Genomic DNA, 19,582 nt, shown 5'->3' with positions numbered 1-19,582 from the left:
GCATGACGCTGCGCGAGGATGCGCTGCAGGCCAGCTATCGGCGACTGGAACGGCCGCTGTACAACGTGCTCTACCGCCAGCTATGGCAGGCGCAGGATTGCCAGGACGTGATCCACGATGCGTTCATGCGGGTGTGGGAGCGACGTGCAAAGGTGGACGAGGATACGCTCGACGCGTTGATCTGGACCACCGCGCTAAACCTGTCACGGAACCGGCTGCGCTGGCGGCGCCTGTGGCGGCAGGCCCCGCTGGACGAAGTCGACGCCATGGCGCATGACGCCACCGACACGGAAGACTTTCTCGCCACACGCCGCCTGCGCCTGGCCATGCGCGAACTGCCATCGACCTCGCGCGACGTGCTGCTGCTGGCCGAATTCAGCGGCCTGCGCGGGGCGGAAATCGCCAAGGTGCTGGGCATTCCCGCCGGCACCGTCGCCTCGCGCAAGCACCACGCCATGGAACGGTTGAAAGCCTTGCTGGGAGAAGCCATCGATGCGTGAACTCGAACACCTGCTGCCCGATCTCGAACCGCCGCCCGGCGGCTTGGCACGACTGCAGCACAGCCTGCGGGGGCGACGCACGCGAACCCGTCCGCGTGTGCTGCATTGGCTGCCCGCCACCGCTGGCGCCTGCGCCATGATTCTGCTGGTCAGCCTCTGGCTGCCCGGTGTCGTGCAACGCCAGCAACGCACGGCCGCGCTGACGCGTGCGTTGCGCGAAGCCATGGCACCGCAGGCCAATGGCATCCGGGTCATCAACGGCGCCGTGCTTGCGCTACCCAGCGGGCAGGCCAATGTGCGGATCTACCTGGTGCAGACAAACCCGCCGCCTGCCGCGAAGCATTGAACGCACGCCGCTCAGGGCTTCGCCGGCAGGTGGTAGTACGTGCGTAGCGCGCATTCGTAATCGGCCATCGATGGCAGACCGATGGCAAGGCGGCGCTTGTCCACATGGGCCGGGTTCTCCATCGGGTCGGCCTGCAGCTTTCCCTTCACCACCTTGAACTGGGTGCCGTAGCGCTGCGGCTTGTGTTGCGCGACCAGTACACGGTCGGTCAACAAGGTGTATTCCTGCGCACTGATGCCGCCATCTCGCACGCGCGGCTGCAGCTCGGCCAACACATGTGCCTGGAAGACCGGGTCGCGGTCGGCATGCTGTACCAGCAGCCATGCCGCCTGCACGCCATCTCGCCCCACTTGGGCACGGGTGGGGAAACCCTGTTTCGCGTCAATCTGCTTGATACGGGGAAGGTTATGGGCATCGACGGCCAGCATGGCCTTGATCGCAGCCTGGTTCTGAGTGCCCGCGGCAATCAGGGCGTTGCGCACTTTCTGGTCCGCATCGCTCATCTTCAGCAATTCGGTACGCAGGGCTGGTTCAACGGGTTTGGTCGGTGGATGCGCCTTGCGCTGGGCAGCCACTTCGGCTTTCTTCGCCTGAATCCACGCTGCCAAGTTCGGGCATTGCCGCGCCATTTGCGCGTCGTCGCTGTCGGCCGCCTGTGCCACGGCTACCGTTCCCGCCAGCAGCCCCGCCAATCCCCATAGCCACGCCTTGTGCATTGTCCATCTCCCTTGATTTGCCGATTCGTGCGGGTTCGACCTGAAGATCCGCGATCGGTTTCATTCGGTCAAGCAGGCACTCATCGCCGCGCGCGGCGCCATGCGCTTTCGAGCAGGATGGCAAGCAGTCCGACGCACAGGATGATCGCGTTCCAGCCACCGCCGAGGCGAAGCAACGGCAACGCCAGCCATGCCAGCAGCAGCCAGGCCACGATGCTGAGCGCATAGCGGCCATCATCGACGAACAGGCCCCACAGTTCACTGATGATGGTCTGCAGCCAGCGCATCATGCCGACGCTCCACGAATGGCGGCACGACGGCAGCCGCGCACGGCAAACATGGCCGCGACCAGATAGGCAAGGATCAGGGCAAGGATCGCGACGTCACCACCGGGCCACGCGTCCCCGATGCCCTCGCCCACCCAGAACGTACCGAACGCACACAGCAAGACGCCGACGACGAATTTCAAGGTGTTCTCCGGCACCCGCGCCAGCGGGCGATGCACCACCGCCCCCAGCACGATCACCACCAGCAGGGCTGCCACCGCGCCTGCGCTGGCCGGCAGCCACAGGCCGGGCCGGCCGGCGCTGATCGCGATCACGATGAACACCACCTCAAGCCCCTCGAGCATGCAGATCTTGAATGCGGTCGTGAAGGCCAGTCGGTCCCAACCCTGCGTCGCCACCACCGAACCCTGCAACGCCTGCGTCTGGCGCGCGTAGATGGACGCCTCGTCGTGCAAGGCCAGCACGCCGGCCGCGCGCAGGATGGCCTTGCGCAGCCAGCGCATGCCGAACAGCAGCAACAACGCGCCAACCAGCAACTGGATGTCGCCCAGCGGCACCCGGGTCAGCGCCGAACCCAGCAACGCCACGATCAGTAGCAGTACCAGCACGGCCAACGCGCTACCGGTCACCGCGCTGCGCCAGCCGCGTGTCACCCCGACCGCCAGCACCACCGTCAGCGCCTCCACGCATTCCACCAGCGAAGCAAGGAACGAGGCCAGCAGCGTGGCCCCGGCATGAGCCCAATCGATCGGCATGGATGGAAACCTCGGCAGGCAAGCAGGCGACAGGTTCCGAGCATACGCGCTGGCGAACGGCGTGGCAGCGAACCGTCTAGGAGCGTGGGCGGTAGAAACTTTCGAGGCGAAAAAGTGGCTGCGTGAGGACAGATTTTCGACGATTCGCCGGCCCATAGTGGTTCTATAGGCCAAGAGGCGACGGACATATGGACCACGCAGACACTTTTGCAGCCCGGAAGATTTCTGTCGCCCACGCTCCTAGAATCGACGACATCCCACCGATCTCCCGGCGAAGCGTGACCGCCCCACCCCGCAAGATTCTGCATGTCGACATGGACGCGTTCTACGCGTCGGTGGAGCAGCGCGACGATCCTTCGCTGCGCGGCAAGCCGGTGGTGGTGGCGTGGCGTGGCGCGCGTTCGGTGGTCTGTGCGGCCAGTTACGAGGCGCGCACGTTCGGGGTGCGCTCGGCGATGCCAGCGGTGCGGGCCGAGCGGCTATGCCCGCAGGCGATCTTCGTGCCGCCGGATTTCGGACGTTACAAGGCGGTGTCGCGGCAGATCCGCGCGATCTTTGCCGAGCACACCGACCTGGTCGAGCCGCTGTCGCTGGACGAGGCCTATCTCGACGTCACCGCCGCCAAGACCGGCCTGCCCTCGGCCACCGCCACGGCCGAGGCGATCCGCGCCGCGATTCGCGCGGAAACCCGGCTTACCGCCTCGGCCGGGGTGGCGCCGAACAAGTTCCTGGCCAAGATCGCCTCGGATTTCCGCAAGCCGGACGGCCTGTTCGTGGTGCGCCCGCGCGAGGTGATGGATTTCCTCACCCCGCTCTCCGTCGCGCGCCTGCCGGGCGTGGGCAAGGTGATGGAAGGGCGGCTGGCTGCGCTGGGCGTTACCACCGTGGGCGAGCTGCGCACGGTGCCGGCGGAAGAAATGGAACAACGCTTCGGCCGCTGGGGCCGGCGCCTGCACGAGTTGTCGCTGGGCATCGACGAACACCCGGTGCAGCCGGATCGCCCCACCCTGCAAGTCTCCGCCGAGGATACGTTCGAGAACGACCTGCCGTTGGACGAACTCGAACCGCACATCCGCCGCCTCGCCGAAAAAGCCTGGGCCGGCCACCAGCGCGAGGTGGAAGGCGGCCGGGTGGCGCGCACGGTGGTGCTGAAGCTGAAGACCTCGGACTTCCATACCCTGACCCGCAGCCTCACGCCGACGCTGCGGCCCGCTTCCGCGCGCGAGCTGGCCGACATCGCCTGCGCCCTGCGCGACCGCGTGGAACGTCCGGCGAATACCCGTTATCGGCTGGTCGGCGTGGGGGTGTCCGGCTTTGTCGAGGCCGACAGCTATGCCGCCCAGCGCGACCTGTTCGACCCCCGCTGAGCGTCCGCGACCACGCCGCCGGCCACTTTTTCGACCCAAAAGCCGGGGCGGCGCATGGATTTCGCCCGGCGAGGGACGCCGGGAAGGCACCGATCACCCGCCGCCAGGCACCTTGCCATGGCACATCCGGCCGCGCGCGCCCACGCCTCCACATCGGCTGGAAACCGTTGCCACGACTCATTCCAGGCCGTTTTCATCGACCGGATTCGCACTGCGTGGCCCCCGGCCGAGCCCGCCCCGGCCACCCCCGTCATCCCTCATTCGGGGCCGCCCCGACAAGCCGGTTATCTCCAGCACGCGCACGCACGTGAATTGTGGGTTATGCTGGCGAGGCAGCGCTTGAGGCAACTCCGGATGCACTGCGCACCCTTACGGCGAGTTCGCCTCACTCCAAGCCGTAAATCATCCATGTTTCAAAGGTTACGTGTTATGTCGGATCGTCAGAGCGGTACAGTCAAGTGGTTCAACGATGCCAAGGGCTTCGGCTTCATCAGCCCGGAAAGTGGTGACGACTTGTTCGTCCACTTCCGTGCCATCCAGGGCAACGGCTTCAAGTCGCTGCAGGAAGGCCAGAAGGTCACCTTCGTCGTCGTCAAGGGCCCGAAGGGCCTGCAGGCCGACCAGGTGCAGGTGGCGTAAGCCTCCTTCCAAGGTGTTTTGGAGAAGCCCGCTTCGGCGGGCTTTTTCATGCCTGGCGTTCAAGCCTGGCGGCTCACGCCACGCCTTCCCCGCTACATCGTGCCAAGACGCCGGGCACCCGCGCTCAGCTCTCGCTGGACGATCCGCCGAAACGGGGAAGATTCCAGCCAAAGCGCAAGGACACGAAGCGCAACGTGAAACACAGCAGGATCGGCAGCCAGGTCGCCCACAGGACGGGCCACCCGACACGCTCGCCGAGTACGGCCAAGGCCGCGCCAGCGAAGGCGGCCGACGCATAGATCTCCCGCTGCAGCACCACCGGCACACGGGCCAGCAGCATGTCGCGCGCCAGGCCGCCGCCAATCGCGGTCACCATGCCCAGGATGATCGCCACCTCAATGTTGCCGGTGGCCAACAGCGCCTTATGCGCACCGTACACCGCGAACAGGCCCAGTCCCATCGCGTCGAACAGGCGCACCGGATGGTCCAGTCGCTCCACCTGACGGTAGGCCACGATAGTGGCCAGCGCAGCGACCACCGCGGTCAGCAGGTAGCGCCACTCGGACAGACCGGCCGGCGGCACCGCCCCGATGTACAGGTCGCGCGCAATGCCGCCGCCACACGCCGTGACGTAGGCAATGACAAGGATGCCGAAGAGATCCAGCCCTTCCCGTCGCGCGGCAGTGGCACCGCTGATGGCGAAGGCAAACGTACCGGCCAGGTCGACCAGGTTGAACAGCAGGTGCTCATTCATGCAACCAGATCGCTCGCGGACATGCCGACGGCGCGGCGAAGGCTGCCATTGAACCAGTTTTTGCTCGCGCGCTCACGGCTTGCCGAATGTGTTGCCGTCGACACGCATAATTTGCTTGCAATCAAATAGTGCACTATATATATTCGCCACATGAACGCTCGGCACGCCTCCACTACCGGTACCTCGCACCTGCTGCTCGACCAGCAACTGTGCTTCGCGCTGTATGCGGCGAACCTGGCGATGGGCAAGGTCTATCGCAAGCTGCTCGCCACGCTGGAACTCACCTATCCGCAGTACCTGGTGATGCTGGTGCTGTGGGAGCGCGACGAGCTCACCGTCTCCGACATCGGCGAGCGCCTGCACCTGGACTCCGCCACGCTCACGCCATTGCTCAAGCGCCTGCAGGCCAATGGCCTGCTCGATCGCGTGCGCTCGACCGCCGACGAACGCCAGGTGGTGATCAGCCTGACCGCCGAAGGCCGCGCGCTGAAAAAGCGGGCCGCCGCCGTGCCGGAGGGTGTCCTTTGCGCCGTTGGCTGCGCGCCGGACGAGCTGCAAACCCTCAAGCAGGACCTGGACCAGCTGCGCACCCGGCTGGCCAATGCCCTCTGATCATGGCCATCACGCGCAACCGCTTTTCACTTTTACTTATCGCACTATTTAATACTGAACAACTTAACTGACGGAGCCACGCCGGGCACTCCCGAATTCGCGACCACCCGCCCGGTCACCCACCCCATGAGGTCACACCCATGTCCATCGAAAACGTTCTCTACCGCGCCCATGCCAAGGCCACCGGCGGCCGTGACGGCCACGCCACCTCTTCGGATGGCGTACTCGACGTCAAGCTGACCACCCCGAAGGAACTCGGCGGCGCCGGCGACACCGGCACCAATCCGGAGCAGCTGTTTGCCGCCGGCTACTCGGCCTGCTTCCTCGGCGCACTCAAGTATGTCGCCGGCCAGCAGAAGCGCAGCCTGCCGGCCGATACCAGCATCGAAGGCAACGTGGGCATCGGCCCGATCCCCACCGGCTTCGGCATCGAGGTCGAACTGAAGATCCACCTGCCCGGCCTGGACCGCGCCGAAGCCGAGGCGCTGGTGCAGAAGGCACACATCGTGTGCCCCTACTCCAACGCCACCCGCGGCAACATCGACGTGACGCTCACCGTGGTTTGAACCCGCCACGGACATCCGCACGACAAAAAGGCCCGGGTTCGACCCCGGGCCTTTTTATAGCGAGAACAGCTCAACCCAGGCGACGCGAGATCGCGAAAAACACCAGGTTGCCCAGGCCAGTGGCGCCAGCCAGCACCGCGATCAGGCCCGGCGTGACCTCGGTCCAGCCGAACCACTGGATCAGGCCAAAACCCAGGGCCAGCGACAGCAGCACGATGCCCCAGCGCAACGAGGAATGGCGCCGGCGCTGCTCCTCGTCGCGCAGCATCGCGTCGATCAGCTCGGGCGAGCCGCCCGCGCTGACCATGCGCTTGCGCACCATCGCGTCAATGCAGACCTTGATGGAATAAGCGATGCAGACAAACAGCACCATCGGAATCAGTATGGCCATGTTCATGGGTTGCTCCTGGCGGTAAGGATGGAAATGGCGAGCTTCGGGAACATGGATACCAGTCGGCGCGCAACGGTTGCAGTTGCGTGCGTGCAACCGTTGTGCGCGCGCACGTATCCATCCGGTCATGGATGACATTCGCCACCCAGACCGCGAACTGGTCGATGCCGTGCTGGCCAACCGGCCGGGCGCGTTCGAGCGCCTTGTGCACGAGCATCAGCGGCTGTGCTGGCACCTGATCCTGCGCATGGTTCGCAATCCCGAAGATGCCCGCGAGCTGTGCCAGGACACCTTCCTGCGCGTGCACCAATGCCTGCACCAGTATCGGGGCGAATGCGCGCTGAAATCCTGGATCGGCCGCGTGGCCTATTCCATCGCGCTGCGTCACCTGCAGCGCAAACGCATCCCGCTGGTGGAAAATGCCGATGACGAAGGCACCCCGCTGGTGGAAAACGTCAGCGACGGCTTCGACCTGGAAGCCGCCTGCGCGAACGCGGAAACATCGCGGCACCTGCATGAAGCGATCGAGGCGCTGCCGCGTTTGCAACGCACCGTGCTGACGCTGTATTACCTTGAGGAAATGACGATTCCGGACATCGTCGACATCACTGGCCTGGCCAGTGGCACCATCAAGAGCCACTTGTTCCGGTCTCGACTGCGCCTGCGCGACGCACTCGAAACCCGCACAGGAGTTGCAGCATGAACCACGACACCCCTCCCTTCGACGACCACGCCAGCGAACGCGAGTGGCAGGCACAGGAACGCGCGATGCGGGCCGAACGGCTCGGCCTCGATGCGAACCGCGACGACGCCCGCGTGCAGCGCTACCGCCTGATCACCCGCGCCCTGCGCCAGCCACCAGCCGAGGCGTTGCCCGCCGACTTTGCGCAACAGATGGCCGCGCAGGTGGCGCCCCATGCCGTCTCCGCGGAAACGCCCCGCGAGCGCCGTCTTGAAGCCACCTTGTTCACCTGCGTGATCGGCATCTTCGTCATCGCCGGTGCCGCGACCACCGTCCTTTACCACCTGGACTGGCTGGCCACCCTGCGCATCGCGCTGCCGGCGCTGGATCCACAGGCCATCCGCTGGCCACTGGCCTTCGCCGGCTGTCTGGGGCTTTCCTGGCTGCTGGGAAAACTGAAGCCGCGCGGGCAAGCGCACCCGCTGGCCTGATTCACTCGGATCGGACGAGCCGGCAAACCGCGAGCAACCATGACGTCGCCATCCATACAGGCCACGGGCACAGCCGCCTGCAAGCGCACTTGGCGGCGATCTTTCAAAAAGCGACGGCACAAACGTCATAACCCAAGCCCCCTGCGTGCAAATGGCCGCGGCCTTCGGCGGTAGCAAGCCGCCGCAATCCCCGCCCGCTCGCCTCCTCCCGTGCACGCAGGGGGCGTCCTTTCTGGTGCGAAAGCACAGGCACAAAAAAAGCCCGGGCGAACCCGGGCTTCGTATTCCAATGCAGTGCCGCCTTACTTTTTCTTCTTCGGCATGTACAGGTCGGTGATGGTGCCTTCGTAGACTTCGGCGGCCATGCCCACCGATTCACCCAGGGTGGGATGCGGGTGCACGGTCAACGCGATGTCGGCGGCCTCGGCACCCATCTCGATCGCCAACGCCAGTTCGGAGATCAGCTCGCCGGCGTTCACGCCGACGATGCCGGCGCCCACGATGCGATGGGTTTCCTCATCGAAGATCAGCTTGGTGAAGCCTTCGGTGCGGTCGATGCCGATGGCGCGACCGGAAGCCGCCCACGGGAACTTGCCCACGCCGACCTTGAGGCCCTTTTCCTTCGCCTCGCGCTCGGTCACGCCGACCCAGGACACTTCCGGATTGGTGTAGGCCACGGACGGAATCACCCGCGCGTCGAAATGGCTCTTGCCGCCAGCCACCACTTCGGCCGCCACATGCGCCTCGTGGGTAGCCTTGTGCGCCAGCATCGGCTGGCCGACGATGTCGCCGATGGCAAAGATGTGCGGCACGTTGGTGCGCAGCTGCGTATCGACGTTGATGAAACCGCGTTCGGTCACCGCCACGCCGGCCTTGTCCGCACCGATCTTGTTGCCATTGGGCGAACGGCCCACCGCCACCAGCACGCGATCGAACACGGTGGTGTCGGGGATGCTGTCGCCCTCGTAGCCAACCTCGATACCCTTCTTGGTGGCCTTGGCCGAGACCACCTTGGTCTTCAGGTGGATGCCCTTGAGCTTGCCGCCGATGCGCTTGGCCAGCGGCTTGACCAGGTCGGCGTCGGCACCGGGGATGAGCTGGTCCATGAACTCGACCACGGTCACTTCGCTGCCCAGGCCGGCGTACACCGTGGCCATTTCCAACCCGATGATGCCGCCGCCGACGACCAGCAGTTTCTTCGGCACGTCCTTCAGTTCCAGCGCGCCGGTGGAATCCATCACGCGCTCGTCGTCCCACGGGAACATCGGCAGGCGCACCGCCTGCGAACCGGCGGCGATGATGGCGTTCTCGAAGCGGATCAGTTTCTTGCCGTCGGCCGTCTCCACTTCCATTTCATTCGCCGAGACGAAGCTGCCGGTGCCCTGCACGATGCGCACCTTGCGCTGCTTGGCCATGCCGGCCAGGCCGCCGGTGAGCTGGCCCACCACCTTGGTCTTGAACTCGCGCAGCTTGTCGATATCGATCTTCGGCTTGCCGAAGCTGATGCCGTGCGCGCCGATGGCCTCGGCCTCGTCGATCACCGCGGCGGCATGCAGCAGCGCCTTGGACGGGATGCAGCCCACGTTGAGGCAGACGCCGCCGATGGTGGCGTAGCGTTCCACCAGCACGGTATCCACGCCCAGGTCGGCGGCGCGGAAGGCGGCGGAGTAGCCGCCGGGGCCGGAGCCCAGCACCACCAGCTTGCACTCGATGTCGGCCGCCTTTCCGGTAGAAGCTGCCGCTTGCGGCGCCTTCGCCTCCTCTCCCCGCTGGGGAGAGCCCTGCCCTGAGCTGGTCGAAGGGGATTGAGGTGAGGGGCGGGTGCTCGCGGCAGAGTTGCCAGCCGCTTTCGCTTCGTCGCCAGACTGCGGCGAGCTCGCCCCCTCACCCTGGCCCTCTCCCCGCTGGGGAGAAGGAGAGGCTGTGTCGGCTCCGCTGGCGTCGGTCTCGAGCACGGCAATCACCGTGCCTTCGGACACCTCGTCGCCGACCTTGAGTTTCAGCTCCTTGATCACGCCGTCGGCGCTGGAGGGAATCTCCATGGTCGCCTTGTCCGATTCCAGGGTGATCAGGCTCTGGTCCTTGCTCACCGTGTCGCCGGCCTTCACCAGCACTTCGATCACCGGCACGTTGTCGTGGCCGCCGATATCCGGAATCTTGATTTCGATGGTGTTGGCCATGATGTGTTTCCTTCGTGTTGCGGGACGTCAGCGGGCGTCCGGATCTTGGGGAGTGGTGGGTTTCGGGTGCTGGCTGGCGCTTTCGGCAATGTCGCGGCGAACATCCCGCACGGCGTCGTTTCCGCTCTCGTGCCGGCCTTGCGCGCGCGGCTCGGTGGTGCCGGAATCCTCGGCACCGCCAGGGCCGACCCAGCTGTGCACATGCACGTCGCGCTGCGGGAACGGAATCTGGATGCCATACTTTTCCAGTGCGCTGTGCAAGGCCCAGTTGTACGCGGCACTGACTGCACCGACGCGTCGCGTGGCTTCGGCATTGAGCCAGACCACCAGCGAAAAATGAAAGGAGGATTCGCCGAAATCGGTCAGCCACACCTGCGGCTGGCGCGGCCCATCCATGGTCAACGTGAACGGCACCGCGGCGGCGGCCTCCAGCGCGGCCGCCTTGACCCGTTCCTTGTCGGTGCCATACGGAACGCGGAACGGAATCTTCTGGCGCCGCGCCACCTCGCGCAGCGTCCAGTTGACCACCTGGCCGGTGACGAATTCGGAGTTCGGCACCAGGATGTCGATATCGTCGTTGGTGCTGACCAGGGTGGCGCGGATGCGGATTTCCCGCACATGCCCATGCACGCCAGAGGCCAGTTCGACGAAGTCGCCCACCTTCAGGCTGCGGTCGAACAACAGGATCAGGCCGGAAACGAAGTTGTTGAAGATCGCCTGCAGGCCGAAGCCGAGGCCCACGCCCAAGGCCCCGGCGAACACACCCATCTTCGCCACCGGGATGCCCACCACGTCCAGCGCCCACAACAGGCCGACCGTGAGCAGCAGGTATTGCAGCAGGCGCTCGACCGTGTACAGGTTGGACGGGCTGATGTGCTCGTGCCGCTCGCCGTAACGTCGCAACAGACGCCGCAGCAGCGCAGTGCCTGCCAGGAACAGCGCGAACAGCAACACGCCGCACAAGGCGGAGCCGACTGTCACGTTGACTTCGCCCAGGGTGAATCCGAGATCCGTCCACGTTTGCGCCTGCTTCATGCCCGGCGGGATGGCCATGGGCGCGGCCATGGCCGGCGCCAGGCCGACACGCATTGCTGAAGCAGGCACCAGCACCGGGTCGGTGTTACAGCAGCAGGCGGCGGATGTCGCCGAGCTGCTTGGCGACGAACACCGCGAAACGTGCGGCCAGCGCGCCGTCGATCACGCGATGGTCATAGGACAGCGACAGCGGCAACATCAACCGCGGCGCGAATTCCTTGCCATTCCAGACCGGCTTCATCGCCGCCTTGGAGACGCCGAGGATGGCCACTTCCGGCGCGTTGACGATGGGCGTGAACGCGGTGCCGCCGATGCCGCCCAGCGAACTGATCGAGAAGCAGCCACCGGACATCTCGGCCGGGCCAAGCTTCTTGTCGCGCGCCTTCTTCGAAATTTCGCCCAGCTCGCGGGCCAGGTCGAGCAGGCCCTTCTTGTCCACGTCGCGGATCACCGGCACCACCAGGCCATCGGGCGTGTCCACCGCGATGCCGACATGGAAGTACTTCTTCAGGATCAGCTTCTCGCCGGTTTCGTCCAGCGAGGCGTTGAACTGCGGGTACTCCTTCAGCGCCGCCACCACCGCCTTCATCTGGAACACCAGCGGGGTGATCTTGAGTTCCTTGTTCTCTTCGCCAAGCTTCTTGCGGAAAGCTTCCAGCTCGGTGATGTCGGCGTCTTCGTGCTGGGTGACGTGGGGGATCATCGCCCAGTTGCGCGCCAGGTTGGCGCCGGAGATCTTCTGGATGCGCGAAAGCGGCTTTTCCTCGATCTCGCCGAACTTGCTGAAGTCGACCTTCGGCCACGGCAGCAGGCTGAGGCCGTTGCCGCCAGCCACCGGCGCGTTGCCCGGACGGGCACCGGACGCCAGCGCGTGCTTCACGTAGCCGGACACATCTTCGCGCTGGATGCGACCACTGCGACCGCTGCCCTTGATCTGGGCAATGTCCACGCCCAGTTCGCGCGCAAACGCACGCACCGCCGGGCTGGCGTAGGGCGCATCGCCCGGCATGACGATGGTGGCGTCCAGCGGTGGACGCGGGCTCGGCGCGGCGGCAGGGGCCGGGGCGGCGGACTTTGCGGCATCCGCCGCCGGGGCGGGCGCGGCGGCAGGGGCGGCAGCAGGTGCCGGCGTCGGCGCGGGCGCGGGTGCCGGAGCGGGCGCTGCAGCCGGGGTTTCGGCCTTCGAAGCCGTGGCGTCGGCACCGTCGGCCTCGACCTGCGCGATCACCGCGCCCTCGGACACTTCGTCGCCCACCTTCAGCTTCACTTCCTTCACGGTGCCGGCAAACGGCGCGGGCACTTCCATGGTGGCCTTGTCCGATTCCAGCGTGATCAGGCTCTGATCCTTCTCCACACGGTCGCCGGGCTTGATCAATACCTCGATCACCGGCACGTTGTCGTGACCGCCGATATCGGGTACGTGGACTTCTTTGAGGTCGGCCATGGGTTCTCCTGCGGATCAGTGGGACCGCGGGGGATGGCGGTCGCAAGGCTTCAATGATAACGAACATGGCCCCGCTGCGGGCGATTCCGGACGTCCAAATCGTCCATCCGCATACGTATGCAAACCGGCCGAAACGTGCGGATGCATGACCTTGGGCCCGTACACGCGCACCCCCTCATACCTTAGTCTGATGCCTGCAAGCGCTGCGCGGGGCGGCGCCGGAGGGAACCCATGCTGGCCATTCGCGATTTGTCCAAGACTTACGCCAACGGCGTGAAGGCGCTGCGCAGCGTCACGCTCGACATCCCCAACGGCATGTTCGGCCTGCTCGGCCCCAACGGCGCGGGCAAATCGTCGCTGATGCGCACCATCGCCACCCTGCAGGATCCGGATGCCGGCACGATCGCGCTGGATGGCGTTGATCTGCTGGCCGACAAGCAGGCCACCCGCCGGCTGCTCGGCTACCTTCCGCAGGAATTCGGCGTGTACCCGAAGGTGTCGGCCGAGGTGATGCTCAACCACTTCGCCGTGCTCAAGGGCGTTACCGCGAAGGGCGAGCGGCGTGAGTTGATCGAAGTGCTGCTGCGCCAGGTGAACCTGTGGGACGTGCGCAAGCGCAAGCTGGGCACGTATTCCGGCGGCATGCGCCAGCGCTTCGGCATCGCCCAGGCGCTGATCGGCGATCCGAAGCTGGTGATCGTGGACGAACCCACTGCCGGCCTCGATCCGGAAGAGCGCAACCGCTTCCTCAACCTGCTGGCGGAAATCGGCGAACGCGTGGTGGTGATCCTGTCCACCCATATCGTGGAAGACGTCACCGACCTGTGCTCGCACATGGCCATCATCGGCCAGGGCCAGGTGCTGCTGGCCGGCGAGCCGCACGAAGCGATCCGCTCGCTGGAAGGCCGGGTCTGGCGCCGCAGCATCGACAAGGCCGAGCTGGACAGCTATCGCGCCCGCATGAACATCCTGTCCACCCGGCTGTCCGGCGGACGCACCCTGCTGCACGTATTGGCCGACAGCCGCCCCGAGGAAGGTTTCGAGCCGGTCGCCCCCGATCTGGAAGACGTCTACTTCGGCCGCCTGCGTGCGCAGGCCACCGCCCGGGCCGCCTGACGCCACTTGCACTTTCGTGGGAGCGCACCCTGTGCGCGAGCTTTCCTTCGGCGTGACGCAGAGCATCGCGCACAGGCTGCGCTCCTACACCAGACAGGATCACCGCATGTTCTTCGAGATCTTCCGCTTCGAATGGCGCCAGCAGCTGAGGGCACCGCTGTTCTGGATCATCCTGGCGGCCTTCGCCGGGCTGGCCTTCACCGTCACCAGCACCGACGCCGTCACCGTCATGGGCGGCGCCAGCGGCAATGTGCTGCGCAATGCACCGCTGGTGATCGCCCGCCTGCTCAATGCCTTCGCCGCGCTCAGCATCCTGCTGGTGGTGGTGTTCGTGGCGAACACCGCAATCCGCGATTTCGAGCAGCGCACCGCGGAGCTGCTGTTCGTCACGCCCATGAGCCGCGGCGCCTATCTTGGCGGCCGCTTCGCCGCCGGCTACCTGATCCTGCTGTTGATCCTGGTGGTGTGCGCGCTGGGGCTGGCACTGGGCGGCTCGATGCCATGGGTCGACGCCAGCCGGCTCGGCGCTGCCGACTGGCGTGGCTATGCCTGGGGCTTCGGCGTGATGGTGCTGCCGAACATGTTGTTCATCGCCGCGCTGCTGTTTCTGCTGGCCACTGCCACGCGTTCGCTGCTGGCCAGCTACGTGGGCGTGATTGCCTACTTCGTGCTGCATGGCGTGGCCGGCTACCTGAGCCGCGACGTCAACAACCATGTCATCGCGGCGATGCTCGATCCGTTCGGCACCCGCACCCTGGCCATCGTCACTCGCTACTGGTCGCCCGACCAGGCCAACCACCTGCTGCCGACGCTGCATGGCGTGCTGCTGTTCAACCGGCTGCTGTGGCTGGGCGTGTCGGTGCTGATGCTGGTCGCCTCGTTCGTGCTGTTCCGCCCCAACCGCGAGGGGCTGCAATTGCCGCGTCGCAAGAAGCGCGCCGAACCGCCCATGCTGCGTCCGCAGGCCGGCCCGGCTGCACTTGCCCTGCCCCACACCACGCTTCACCACGACTGGCGTGCACGCCTGATCCAGTTACGCACGCAGTTCATGTTCGACACCAGGGGCGTACTGCGCGGCGCGGCATTCCTGGTACTGCTGGTGCTGTCGCTGGTGGTGATGATCGTGGCACTGATCTCGTCCGGGCTGGTCTACGGCACGCCGGTATGGCCGGTCACCCACCACGTGCTCGGCGCGATCAACGGCAGTTTCACCCTGCCGCTGATCATCATCGTGATCTTCTATGCCGGCGAACTGGTCTGGCGCGAGCGTACGCACCAATCGGCCGAGGTGAGCGACGCGTTCCCGGTGCCGGACTGGGTGTCACTGTTGTCCAAGCTGGGCGCGCTGCTGGCGATCATCGTGCTGATGCTGCTGATCGGTGCGGTACTGGGCATGGGCTGGCAGCTGGCGCATGGCTATACCCATCTGGAGCCTGGCCTGTATCTGGGCATGCTGGCACTGAATGCGATCCCGTTCGTGCTGATGGCGGTGCTGGCGCTGTTCCTGCAGGTGGCGAGCAACAACAAATTTTTCGGCTATCTGCTGAACATCATTTGGGTAGTGGCCAGCACGCTGGGCTTCAGCCTGCTGCACTGGGAGCACAACCTGTACAACTACGGCAGCACACCCGGCGTGCCGTATTCGGACATGAACGGCTTCGGCCATTTCATCGTCGGCGCGCTGTGGTTCGACGCCTATTGGGGCTGCCTCGCCATGGCCTTGCTGGTGCTGTCGGCACTGCTGTGGGTGCGCGGTACCGGGCAGTCGTGGCGTGACCGGTTGCACGAGGCGCGCGTGCGTGCGCGGCCACCGCTGGCTGCGCTGTTGGCCGCGGCGCTACTGGCCTTCCTCGGCCTGGGCGGCTGGATCTTCTACAACACCAACGTGCTCAACCATTACGAAAACAGCACGGCGCAGAAACGCGAACAAGCCGATTACGAAAAGCAGTACGCGAAGTACGCCGACCTGCCGCAGCCGCGCATCACTGCGGTCAAGGCCGACGTGGACATCTATCCGTACAAGCGTCGCCTGCGTATCCACGCGCACTACACCCTGGTCAACAAGCACGACGTGCCGGTCACGAAACTGCTGGTGAACTACACCAACGATTTCGTGCCAACCTCGCTGCATTTCGCCCCGCATGCCACTGCCAGCTTCGACAAGCGTCTGGGCGTGGCGATCTATACGTTGAAGACACCGCTGGCGCCAGGCGCCTCGATGCCGTTCGACTTCGACATCGACTACGCGCCGAAGGGCTTCACCAACGGAACCGGCGAAACCTTCCTCGTCCACAACGGCACCTTCTTCAACAACAGCCTGCTGCCGCAGTTCGGCTACCAGACCAAGTACCAGCTCACCGACCGCAACGATCGCCGCAAGTACGGCCTGAAGCTCGACGTGCCGCGCATGCCGCCATTGGGCGACCAGAAGGCCCGGGCCAATACCTATATCAGCAACGATGCCGACTGGATCAGCTTCGACACCACGGTTTCCACTGCCGCCGACCAGATCGCGCTGGCGCCCGGTACGCTGCAGAAAAAATGGACGGCCAACGGCCGCAATTATTTCCATTACGTGATGCAGCAGCCGATGCTGAACTTCTTCGCCTATCTTTCCGCCCGCTACACGGTGAAAAGCGTGGACTGGAAGGGCGTGGACATCTCGGTCTACTACAACCCGGCGCACGCCTGGAACGTGGACCGGATGATCGAGAGCGCGAAGGATTCGCTGGACTACTACGACAGTCACTACACGCCGTACCAGTTCAAGCAGCTGCGCATCCTGGAATTTCCGGACTACGCCGCGTTCGCGCAATCGTTCGCCAATACCATTCCGTTCTCCGAGGCGATCGGTTTCATTGCCGACCTGCGCGACAAGAGCCACCTCGACTACGTCTACGACGTTACCGCGCACGAGATCGCGCACCAGTGGTGGGCGCACCGGGTGATCGGCGCCAACATGCAGGGCTCGACCATGCTCAGCGAATCGCTGGCGCAGTACTCCTCGCTGATGGTGATGAAGCACAAGTACGGCGCCGACCAGATGCGCAAGTTCCTCAAGTACGAACTGGATTCCTACCTCGCCGGCCGCGCCAATGAAAAAGTGGCCGAGGAACCGCTGGCGAAAGTGGAGAACCAGCCGTACATCCACTACCGCAAGGGCTCGCTGGTGTTCTACGCGCTGCAGGATTACGTCGGCGAGGACAAGCTGGACGCGATGCTGAAGCAGTTCCTGCTCGACAAGGGCTTCCAGCAACCACCGTACACCGACTCGCAGGAATTCATGGATGCGCTGTCCAAGGCGCTGGGGCCGAAGTGGCAGCCGATGCTGGACGACTTCTTCTGGAAGATCACCCTGTTCGACAACCGCATCACCGACGCCACCGCGAAGAAGCTGCCGGACGGCAAGTACCAGGTGACCATGAAGGTGCACGCCGGCATGGTCTATGCGGACGGCAAGGGCAAGGAGACGAAAGCCGCGCCGAACATCCCGATCGAGATCGGCGTGTTTGCTCAAGGCGAAGGCGGCAAGGACGGCAAGCCGCTGTACCTGGAAAAACGCACGCTGCCCGACGGCGACAGCACGATCACCGTGTTAGTGGACGGCAAGCCTACGATGGCCGGCATCGACCCCTACAACGAGCTGATCGACAAGGTGCCGAACGACAACCGCAAGTCGGTGACGATGCAGTAGGAAACCTCAAAAATCTCCGTCACCCCCGACGCAAGCTGGGGTCCAGCGTCTTCAACACACTGGAAAGCAAAGGCTCTGGAATGACTCGCTGCGCTCGTTTTTGACTTGCCTGGCCAGCCTTCGGCTGTTGAAAAACGCCTCGCAGGGATGCGGAGCAAACAGCCGATTGGTCAGACCTTCCCTGACCCTGGAACCTGTTTCCACTTCCAACTATTCACATTTTACGTCCAGCGAGTAGCCCACCCCTTCAAGATCAGCCCACGTGACCTTCTGATCCTCCGCTCGCTTCATGATGATCGAGGAATCACTCACATAACCGATATCTATGCTTGCCACCGGCGACAGCGTGGACTTGGCATCTATCCGGTACGGCCCGCCCTTGATGTCCGCCTTGCCAGGCTGGTGGAGCACAAGATCGACGAGTTGAGGCTTGTCGCTGCGGTTTACCAGGTTGATCGAGAGGGTCATCGGATTGCTCCAAGTGGTAACCACCACATCCGATTCGAGATCGCTGCAACCGCTTGAAGATCCGCAACCAGCCAGTAGCGCCGGCACCAACAAGATGGCACAGCACCAGATTTTTCTGGCGACCCAAGCCCGAATAGTCATAGCTCACTCCTCATTTCCGTATCCTGAAATCCAGATACAGCGGTAATTCGGCTCTCTCTCGATTCGTGTGGTTGACCTTTACCCGACCACCTGTTGAGCCGCATGCGTCCACGGGTTTTTCGGCAGGTGCTTGAGGTTGGCGCAGATCAGGTAGCTCATGACGATCAGGTGGCGGTCGGTGCCGTAGCCTCGGGCCCACGCCTTGGCCGCCTGGATGCGCCCGTTGATCCCTTCGGCAAAACCGTTGCTGAGCCCGGAGCGGAAGTGTTCAAGAATGCCTTCGCGGTGCTTCTTGATGGTCGCGGCGAGCCGCTTGAACGGCGTCAGCCGGCAGCGCCTTGCCCAGTGGATCCACCCATCGAGCAGGATGGTGGCCTGGGCAAGATGGCCGCCCTTGGCGAACACCGCGCGCAGCGCCTGCTTGAGCCGCCACGCGCGTGCCGTCTGCAGGTTCGAGCGTTGCAGCCAGTGCATCTGGTCGATCTGCTTGCGCGTCCAGTTCGCCGCGTCCTTGAGCGTGCCCCAGCGAATGCCCTTCAGACCATCCACCTGCTTGACCTCGGCGCGCCGCACCTGATCCAACGCCTCGTTGGCCAATGCCACCACGTGGAACGGATCGAAGCTGATCTTCGCGTTCGGGCAGTATTCGCGCGTGCCGGCCTGATAGGCCGCGCCAAGATCCAGACTGACGTCGGTGATCGCCGCCGCATCGCCGCCATGCGCGGCCAGGTCGCCGGCGAACGCCTTGAACGTGTCGGCCTTGCGGCCCTGCACGGCGAACAGCAGGCGGCGTGCGGCCAGATCGCAGAACAAAGTGAGGAAGCGTTGTCCCTTGCGCGCACTGCGTTCGTCGGCGCTGACCCGGCGCACGTCCGAAAAGTCCTCGCGCGCCCGAGCGGCTTCGACGTGAAAGTCCAGCACACGCCAGATGCGGTCATCGGACACGCCCAGCAGCGCCGCCACCGCACTCACCGGCATCTGCGTGCACAGCGCGATGACGAAGGCCTCCAGTGTCTCGGTGAAACCCGCGCCAGCGCGCGCCCATGGCACGTCGACCTGGTTCGTTTTCTCGCACTCCCGGCAACCGATGCGTGGCACCTTGGCCTCGATCAGGGCCCGATATTGGAAGAAGTTCAGGTGTTGCCAGCGACGCGGCAGGCGATCGTGAATCGGCTGATCGGCTGCGCCGCACGCCGGGCACGCCAGCCGCTTGGCCGTGCACTCGACCGTGAACACGATGCGTCCGGCGGCCTGCTGAAAGTCGACATGGGCCACGCGCCACGGCGCGGCCAGCCCGAGAGCTTGGGTAAAGAGCGTTTCCATCCGCCAAGCGTGCACTCAGCACCGCATCCGAGGCAAGATCGCCGTCGTGTCAACCACACCAGACGCGAGAGAGCC

The 19,582-nt window shown here is 65.0% G+C and carries 20 protein-coding genes; 10 read left to right on the top strand and 10 right to left on the bottom strand.

The window, feature by feature from the left end; translation table 11 throughout:
- Positions 1-2: 2 nt before the first annotated feature.
- On the top strand, positions 3-500 hold the full coding sequence (locus tag BMY90_RS09955; protein WP_008208148.1) for an RNA polymerase sigma factor: 498 nt from the start codon (positions 3-5) through the stop codon (positions 498-500).
- Positions 493-846, top strand: coding sequence for a hypothetical protein (locus BMY90_RS09950; protein ID WP_092703669.1), 354 nt, complete (start codon positions 493-495; stop codon positions 844-846). Before BMY90_RS09955 ends, BMY90_RS09950 begins: the two co-directional genes overlap by 8 nt.
- A gap of 11 nt (positions 847-857) precedes the next feature.
- Here BMY90_RS09950 and BMY90_RS09945 read toward each other — a convergent pair whose 3' ends face one another.
- From BMY90_RS09945 to BMY90_RS09935, 3 genes are all read right to left on the bottom strand, one after another.
- A complete protein-coding gene (locus BMY90_RS09945; RefSeq protein ID WP_139201732.1) occupies positions 858-1,562 on the bottom strand; it encodes a DUF6624 domain-containing protein in 705 nt (234 codons plus the stop codon).
- Positions 1,563-1,642: 80 nt separating this feature from the next.
- Positions 1,643-1,852, bottom strand: a complete 210-nt coding sequence (locus BMY90_RS09940) for a hypothetical protein (RefSeq protein WP_092703665.1) — start codon at positions 1,850-1,852, stop codon at positions 1,643-1,645.
- Complete coding sequence (locus BMY90_RS09935) at positions 1,849-2,604, bottom strand: COG4280 domain-containing protein (protein ID WP_092703663.1); 756 nt, start codon at positions 2,602-2,604, stop codon at positions 1,849-1,851. The genes BMY90_RS09940 and BMY90_RS09935 overlap by 4 nt, the downstream gene beginning before the upstream one ends.
- Positions 2,605-2,882: 278 nt before the next feature.
- Between BMY90_RS09935 and dinB the strand changes: the two genes are divergently transcribed.
- Together dinB and BMY90_RS09925 are read left to right on the top strand one after the other, a co-directional pair.
- Entirely contained in the window at positions 2,883-3,971 is a 1,089-nt protein-coding gene (dinB, locus tag BMY90_RS09930) for a DNA polymerase IV (protein ID WP_281244051.1), read from the top strand.
- A gap of 429 nt (positions 3,972-4,400) precedes the next feature.
- A complete protein-coding gene (locus BMY90_RS09925) occupies positions 4,401-4,610 on the top strand; it encodes a cold-shock protein (RefSeq protein ID WP_008209068.1) in 210 nt (69 codons plus the stop codon).
- Positions 4,611-4,734: 124 nt separating this feature from the next.
- Here BMY90_RS09925 and BMY90_RS09920 read toward each other — a convergent pair whose 3' ends face one another.
- The gene (locus BMY90_RS09920) at positions 4,735-5,364 is read right to left on the bottom strand and encodes a trimeric intracellular cation channel family protein (RefSeq protein WP_092703659.1); all 630 of its coding nucleotides are present in this window, start codon (positions 5,362-5,364) and stop codon (positions 4,735-4,737) included.
- A 150-nt stretch (positions 5,365-5,514) separates the two neighbouring features.
- Between BMY90_RS09920 and BMY90_RS09915 the strand changes: the two genes are divergently transcribed.
- Entirely contained in the window at positions 5,515-5,976 is a 462-nt protein-coding gene (locus BMY90_RS09915; protein ID WP_008209072.1) for a MarR family winged helix-turn-helix transcriptional regulator, read from the top strand.
- 140 nt (positions 5,977-6,116) lie between these two features.
- Complete coding sequence (locus BMY90_RS09910) at positions 6,117-6,542, top strand: organic hydroperoxide resistance protein (protein ID WP_008209074.1); 426 nt, start codon at positions 6,117-6,119, stop codon at positions 6,540-6,542.
- Between the two features lie 70 nt (positions 6,543-6,612).
- Here BMY90_RS09910 and BMY90_RS09905 read toward each other — a convergent pair whose 3' ends face one another.
- Complete coding sequence (locus BMY90_RS09905; protein ID WP_008209075.1) at positions 6,613-6,939, bottom strand: DUF6249 domain-containing protein; 327 nt, start codon at positions 6,937-6,939, stop codon at positions 6,613-6,615.
- A 121-nt stretch (positions 6,940-7,060) separates the two neighbouring features.
- Between BMY90_RS09905 and BMY90_RS09900 the strand changes: the two genes are divergently transcribed.
- On the top strand, positions 7,061-7,636 hold the full coding sequence (locus BMY90_RS09900; RefSeq protein ID WP_092703657.1) for an RNA polymerase sigma factor: 576 nt from the start codon (positions 7,061-7,063) through the stop codon (positions 7,634-7,636).
- The gene (locus BMY90_RS09895; protein ID WP_092703655.1) at positions 7,633-8,106 is read left to right on the top strand and encodes a hypothetical protein; all 474 of its coding nucleotides are present in this window, start codon (positions 7,633-7,635) and stop codon (positions 8,104-8,106) included. The genes BMY90_RS09900 and BMY90_RS09895 overlap by 4 nt, the downstream gene beginning before the upstream one ends.
- Positions 8,107-8,408: 302 nt before the next feature.
- On the opposite strand, the gene lpdA is transcribed toward BMY90_RS09895, so the two are convergent.
- From lpdA to aceF, 3 genes are read right to left on the bottom strand one after another with little or no spacing between them, the layout of a single operon-like run.
- Entirely contained in the window at positions 8,409-10,286 is a 1,878-nt protein-coding gene (gene lpdA / locus BMY90_RS09890; RefSeq protein ID WP_092703653.1) for a dihydrolipoyl dehydrogenase, read from the bottom strand.
- Between the two features lie 27 nt (positions 10,287-10,313).
- Positions 10,314-11,351 carry a mechanosensitive ion channel family protein gene (locus BMY90_RS09885; protein WP_245735005.1) on the bottom strand — a complete coding sequence of 346 codons (1,038 nt, stop codon included), beginning with the start codon at positions 11,349-11,351 and terminating at the stop codon, positions 10,314-10,316.
- Positions 11,352-11,406: 55 nt separating this feature from the next.
- A complete protein-coding gene (aceF, locus tag BMY90_RS09880; protein WP_092703649.1) occupies positions 11,407-12,765 on the bottom strand; it encodes a dihydrolipoyllysine-residue acetyltransferase in 1,359 nt (452 codons plus the stop codon).
- A gap of 231 nt (positions 12,766-12,996) precedes the next feature.
- Here aceF and BMY90_RS09875 point away from each other — a divergent pair, with 231 nt between their 5' ends.
- Complete coding sequence (locus BMY90_RS09875; protein ID WP_092703647.1) at positions 12,997-13,881, top strand: ABC transporter ATP-binding protein; 885 nt, start codon at positions 12,997-12,999, stop codon at positions 13,879-13,881.
- A 106-nt stretch (positions 13,882-13,987) separates the two neighbouring features.
- Positions 13,988-17,575 carry an ABC transporter permease/M1 family aminopeptidase gene (locus BMY90_RS09870; protein WP_092703841.1) on the top strand — a complete coding sequence of 1,196 codons (3,588 nt, stop codon included), beginning with the start codon at positions 13,988-13,990 and terminating at the stop codon, positions 17,573-17,575.
- A 210-nt stretch (positions 17,576-17,785) separates the two neighbouring features.
- Here BMY90_RS09870 and BMY90_RS17045 read toward each other — a convergent pair whose 3' ends face one another.
- Together BMY90_RS17045 and BMY90_RS09860 are read right to left on the bottom strand one after the other, a co-directional pair.
- Positions 17,786-18,184, bottom strand: a complete 399-nt coding sequence (locus BMY90_RS17045; RefSeq protein ID WP_139201731.1) for a hypothetical protein — start codon at positions 18,182-18,184, stop codon at positions 17,786-17,788.
- A gap of 78 nt (positions 18,185-18,262) precedes the next feature.
- Positions 18,263-19,507: an ISL3 family transposase gene (locus BMY90_RS09860; protein WP_092702359.1), complete on the bottom strand. Its 1,245-nt coding sequence runs from the start codon at positions 19,505-19,507 to the stop codon at positions 18,263-18,265.
- Positions 19,508-19,582 lie beyond the last annotated feature (75 nt).

Origin of the sequence: Rhodanobacter glycinis (assembly GCF_900114325.1) — a bacterium.
GTDB classification, from domain to species: domain Bacteria; phylum Pseudomonadota; class Gammaproteobacteria; order Xanthomonadales; family Rhodanobacteraceae; genus Rhodanobacter_A; species Rhodanobacter_A glycinis.
The sequence above is the reverse complement of the archived record's forward strand: the minus strand, read 5'-3'. Positions and strand labels throughout refer to the sequence as shown.

Excerpts from the sequence above, each read along its gene's own strand:
- BMY90_RS09955 (WP_008208148.1), top strand. The coding sequence starts at position 3 with ATGACGCTGCGCGAGGATGCGCTGCAGGCCAGCTATCGGCGACTGGAA.
- BMY90_RS09950 (WP_092703669.1), top strand. The coding sequence starts at position 493 with ATGCGTGAACTCGAACACCTGCTGCCCGATCTCGAACCGCCGCCCGGC.
- BMY90_RS09945 (WP_139201732.1), bottom strand. The coding sequence starts at position 1,562 with ATGCACAAGGCGTGGCTATGGGGATTGGCGGGGCTGCTGGCGGGAACG.
- BMY90_RS09940 (WP_092703665.1), bottom strand. The coding sequence starts at position 1,852 with ATGATGCGCTGGCTGCAGACCATCATCAGTGAACTGTGGGGCCTGTTC.
- BMY90_RS09935 (WP_092703663.1), bottom strand. The coding sequence starts at position 2,604 with ATGCCGATCGATTGGGCTCATGCCGGGGCCACGCTGCTGGCCTCGTTC.
- BMY90_RS09925 (WP_008209068.1), top strand. The coding sequence starts at position 4,401 with ATGTCGGATCGTCAGAGCGGTACAGTCAAGTGGTTCAACGATGCCAAG.
- BMY90_RS09920 (WP_092703659.1), bottom strand. The coding sequence starts at position 5,364 with ATGAATGAGCACCTGCTGTTCAACCTGGTCGACCTGGCCGGTACGTTT.
- BMY90_RS09915 (WP_008209072.1), top strand. The coding sequence starts at position 5,515 with ATGAACGCTCGGCACGCCTCCACTACCGGTACCTCGCACCTGCTGCTC.
- BMY90_RS09910 (WP_008209074.1), top strand. The coding sequence starts at position 6,117 with ATGTCCATCGAAAACGTTCTCTACCGCGCCCATGCCAAGGCCACCGGC.
- BMY90_RS09905 (WP_008209075.1), bottom strand. The coding sequence starts at position 6,939 with ATGAACATGGCCATACTGATTCCGATGGTGCTGTTTGTCTGCATCGCT.
- BMY90_RS09900 (WP_092703657.1), top strand. The coding sequence starts at position 7,061 with ATGGATGACATTCGCCACCCAGACCGCGAACTGGTCGATGCCGTGCTG.
- BMY90_RS09895 (WP_092703655.1), top strand. The coding sequence starts at position 7,633 with ATGAACCACGACACCCCTCCCTTCGACGACCACGCCAGCGAACGCGAG.
- lpdA (WP_092703653.1), bottom strand. The coding sequence starts at position 10,286 with ATGGCCAACACCATCGAAATCAAGATTCCGGATATCGGCGGCCACGAC.
- BMY90_RS09885 (WP_245735005.1), bottom strand. The coding sequence starts at position 11,351 with ATGGCCGCGCCCATGGCCATCCCGCCGGGCATGAAGCAGGCGCAAACG.
- aceF (WP_092703649.1), bottom strand. The coding sequence starts at position 12,765 with ATGGCCGACCTCAAAGAAGTCCACGTACCCGATATCGGCGGTCACGAC.
- BMY90_RS09875 (WP_092703647.1), top strand. The coding sequence starts at position 12,997 with ATGCTGGCCATTCGCGATTTGTCCAAGACTTACGCCAACGGCGTGAAG.
- BMY90_RS09870 (WP_092703841.1), top strand. The coding sequence starts at position 13,988 with ATGTTCTTCGAGATCTTCCGCTTCGAATGGCGCCAGCAGCTGAGGGCA.
- BMY90_RS17045 (WP_139201731.1), bottom strand. The coding sequence starts at position 18,184 with ATGACTATTCGGGCTTGGGTCGCCAGAAAAATCTGGTGCTGTGCCATC.
- BMY90_RS09860 (WP_092702359.1), bottom strand. The coding sequence starts at position 19,507 with ATGGAAACGCTCTTTACCCAAGCTCTCGGGCTGGCCGCGCCGTGGCGC.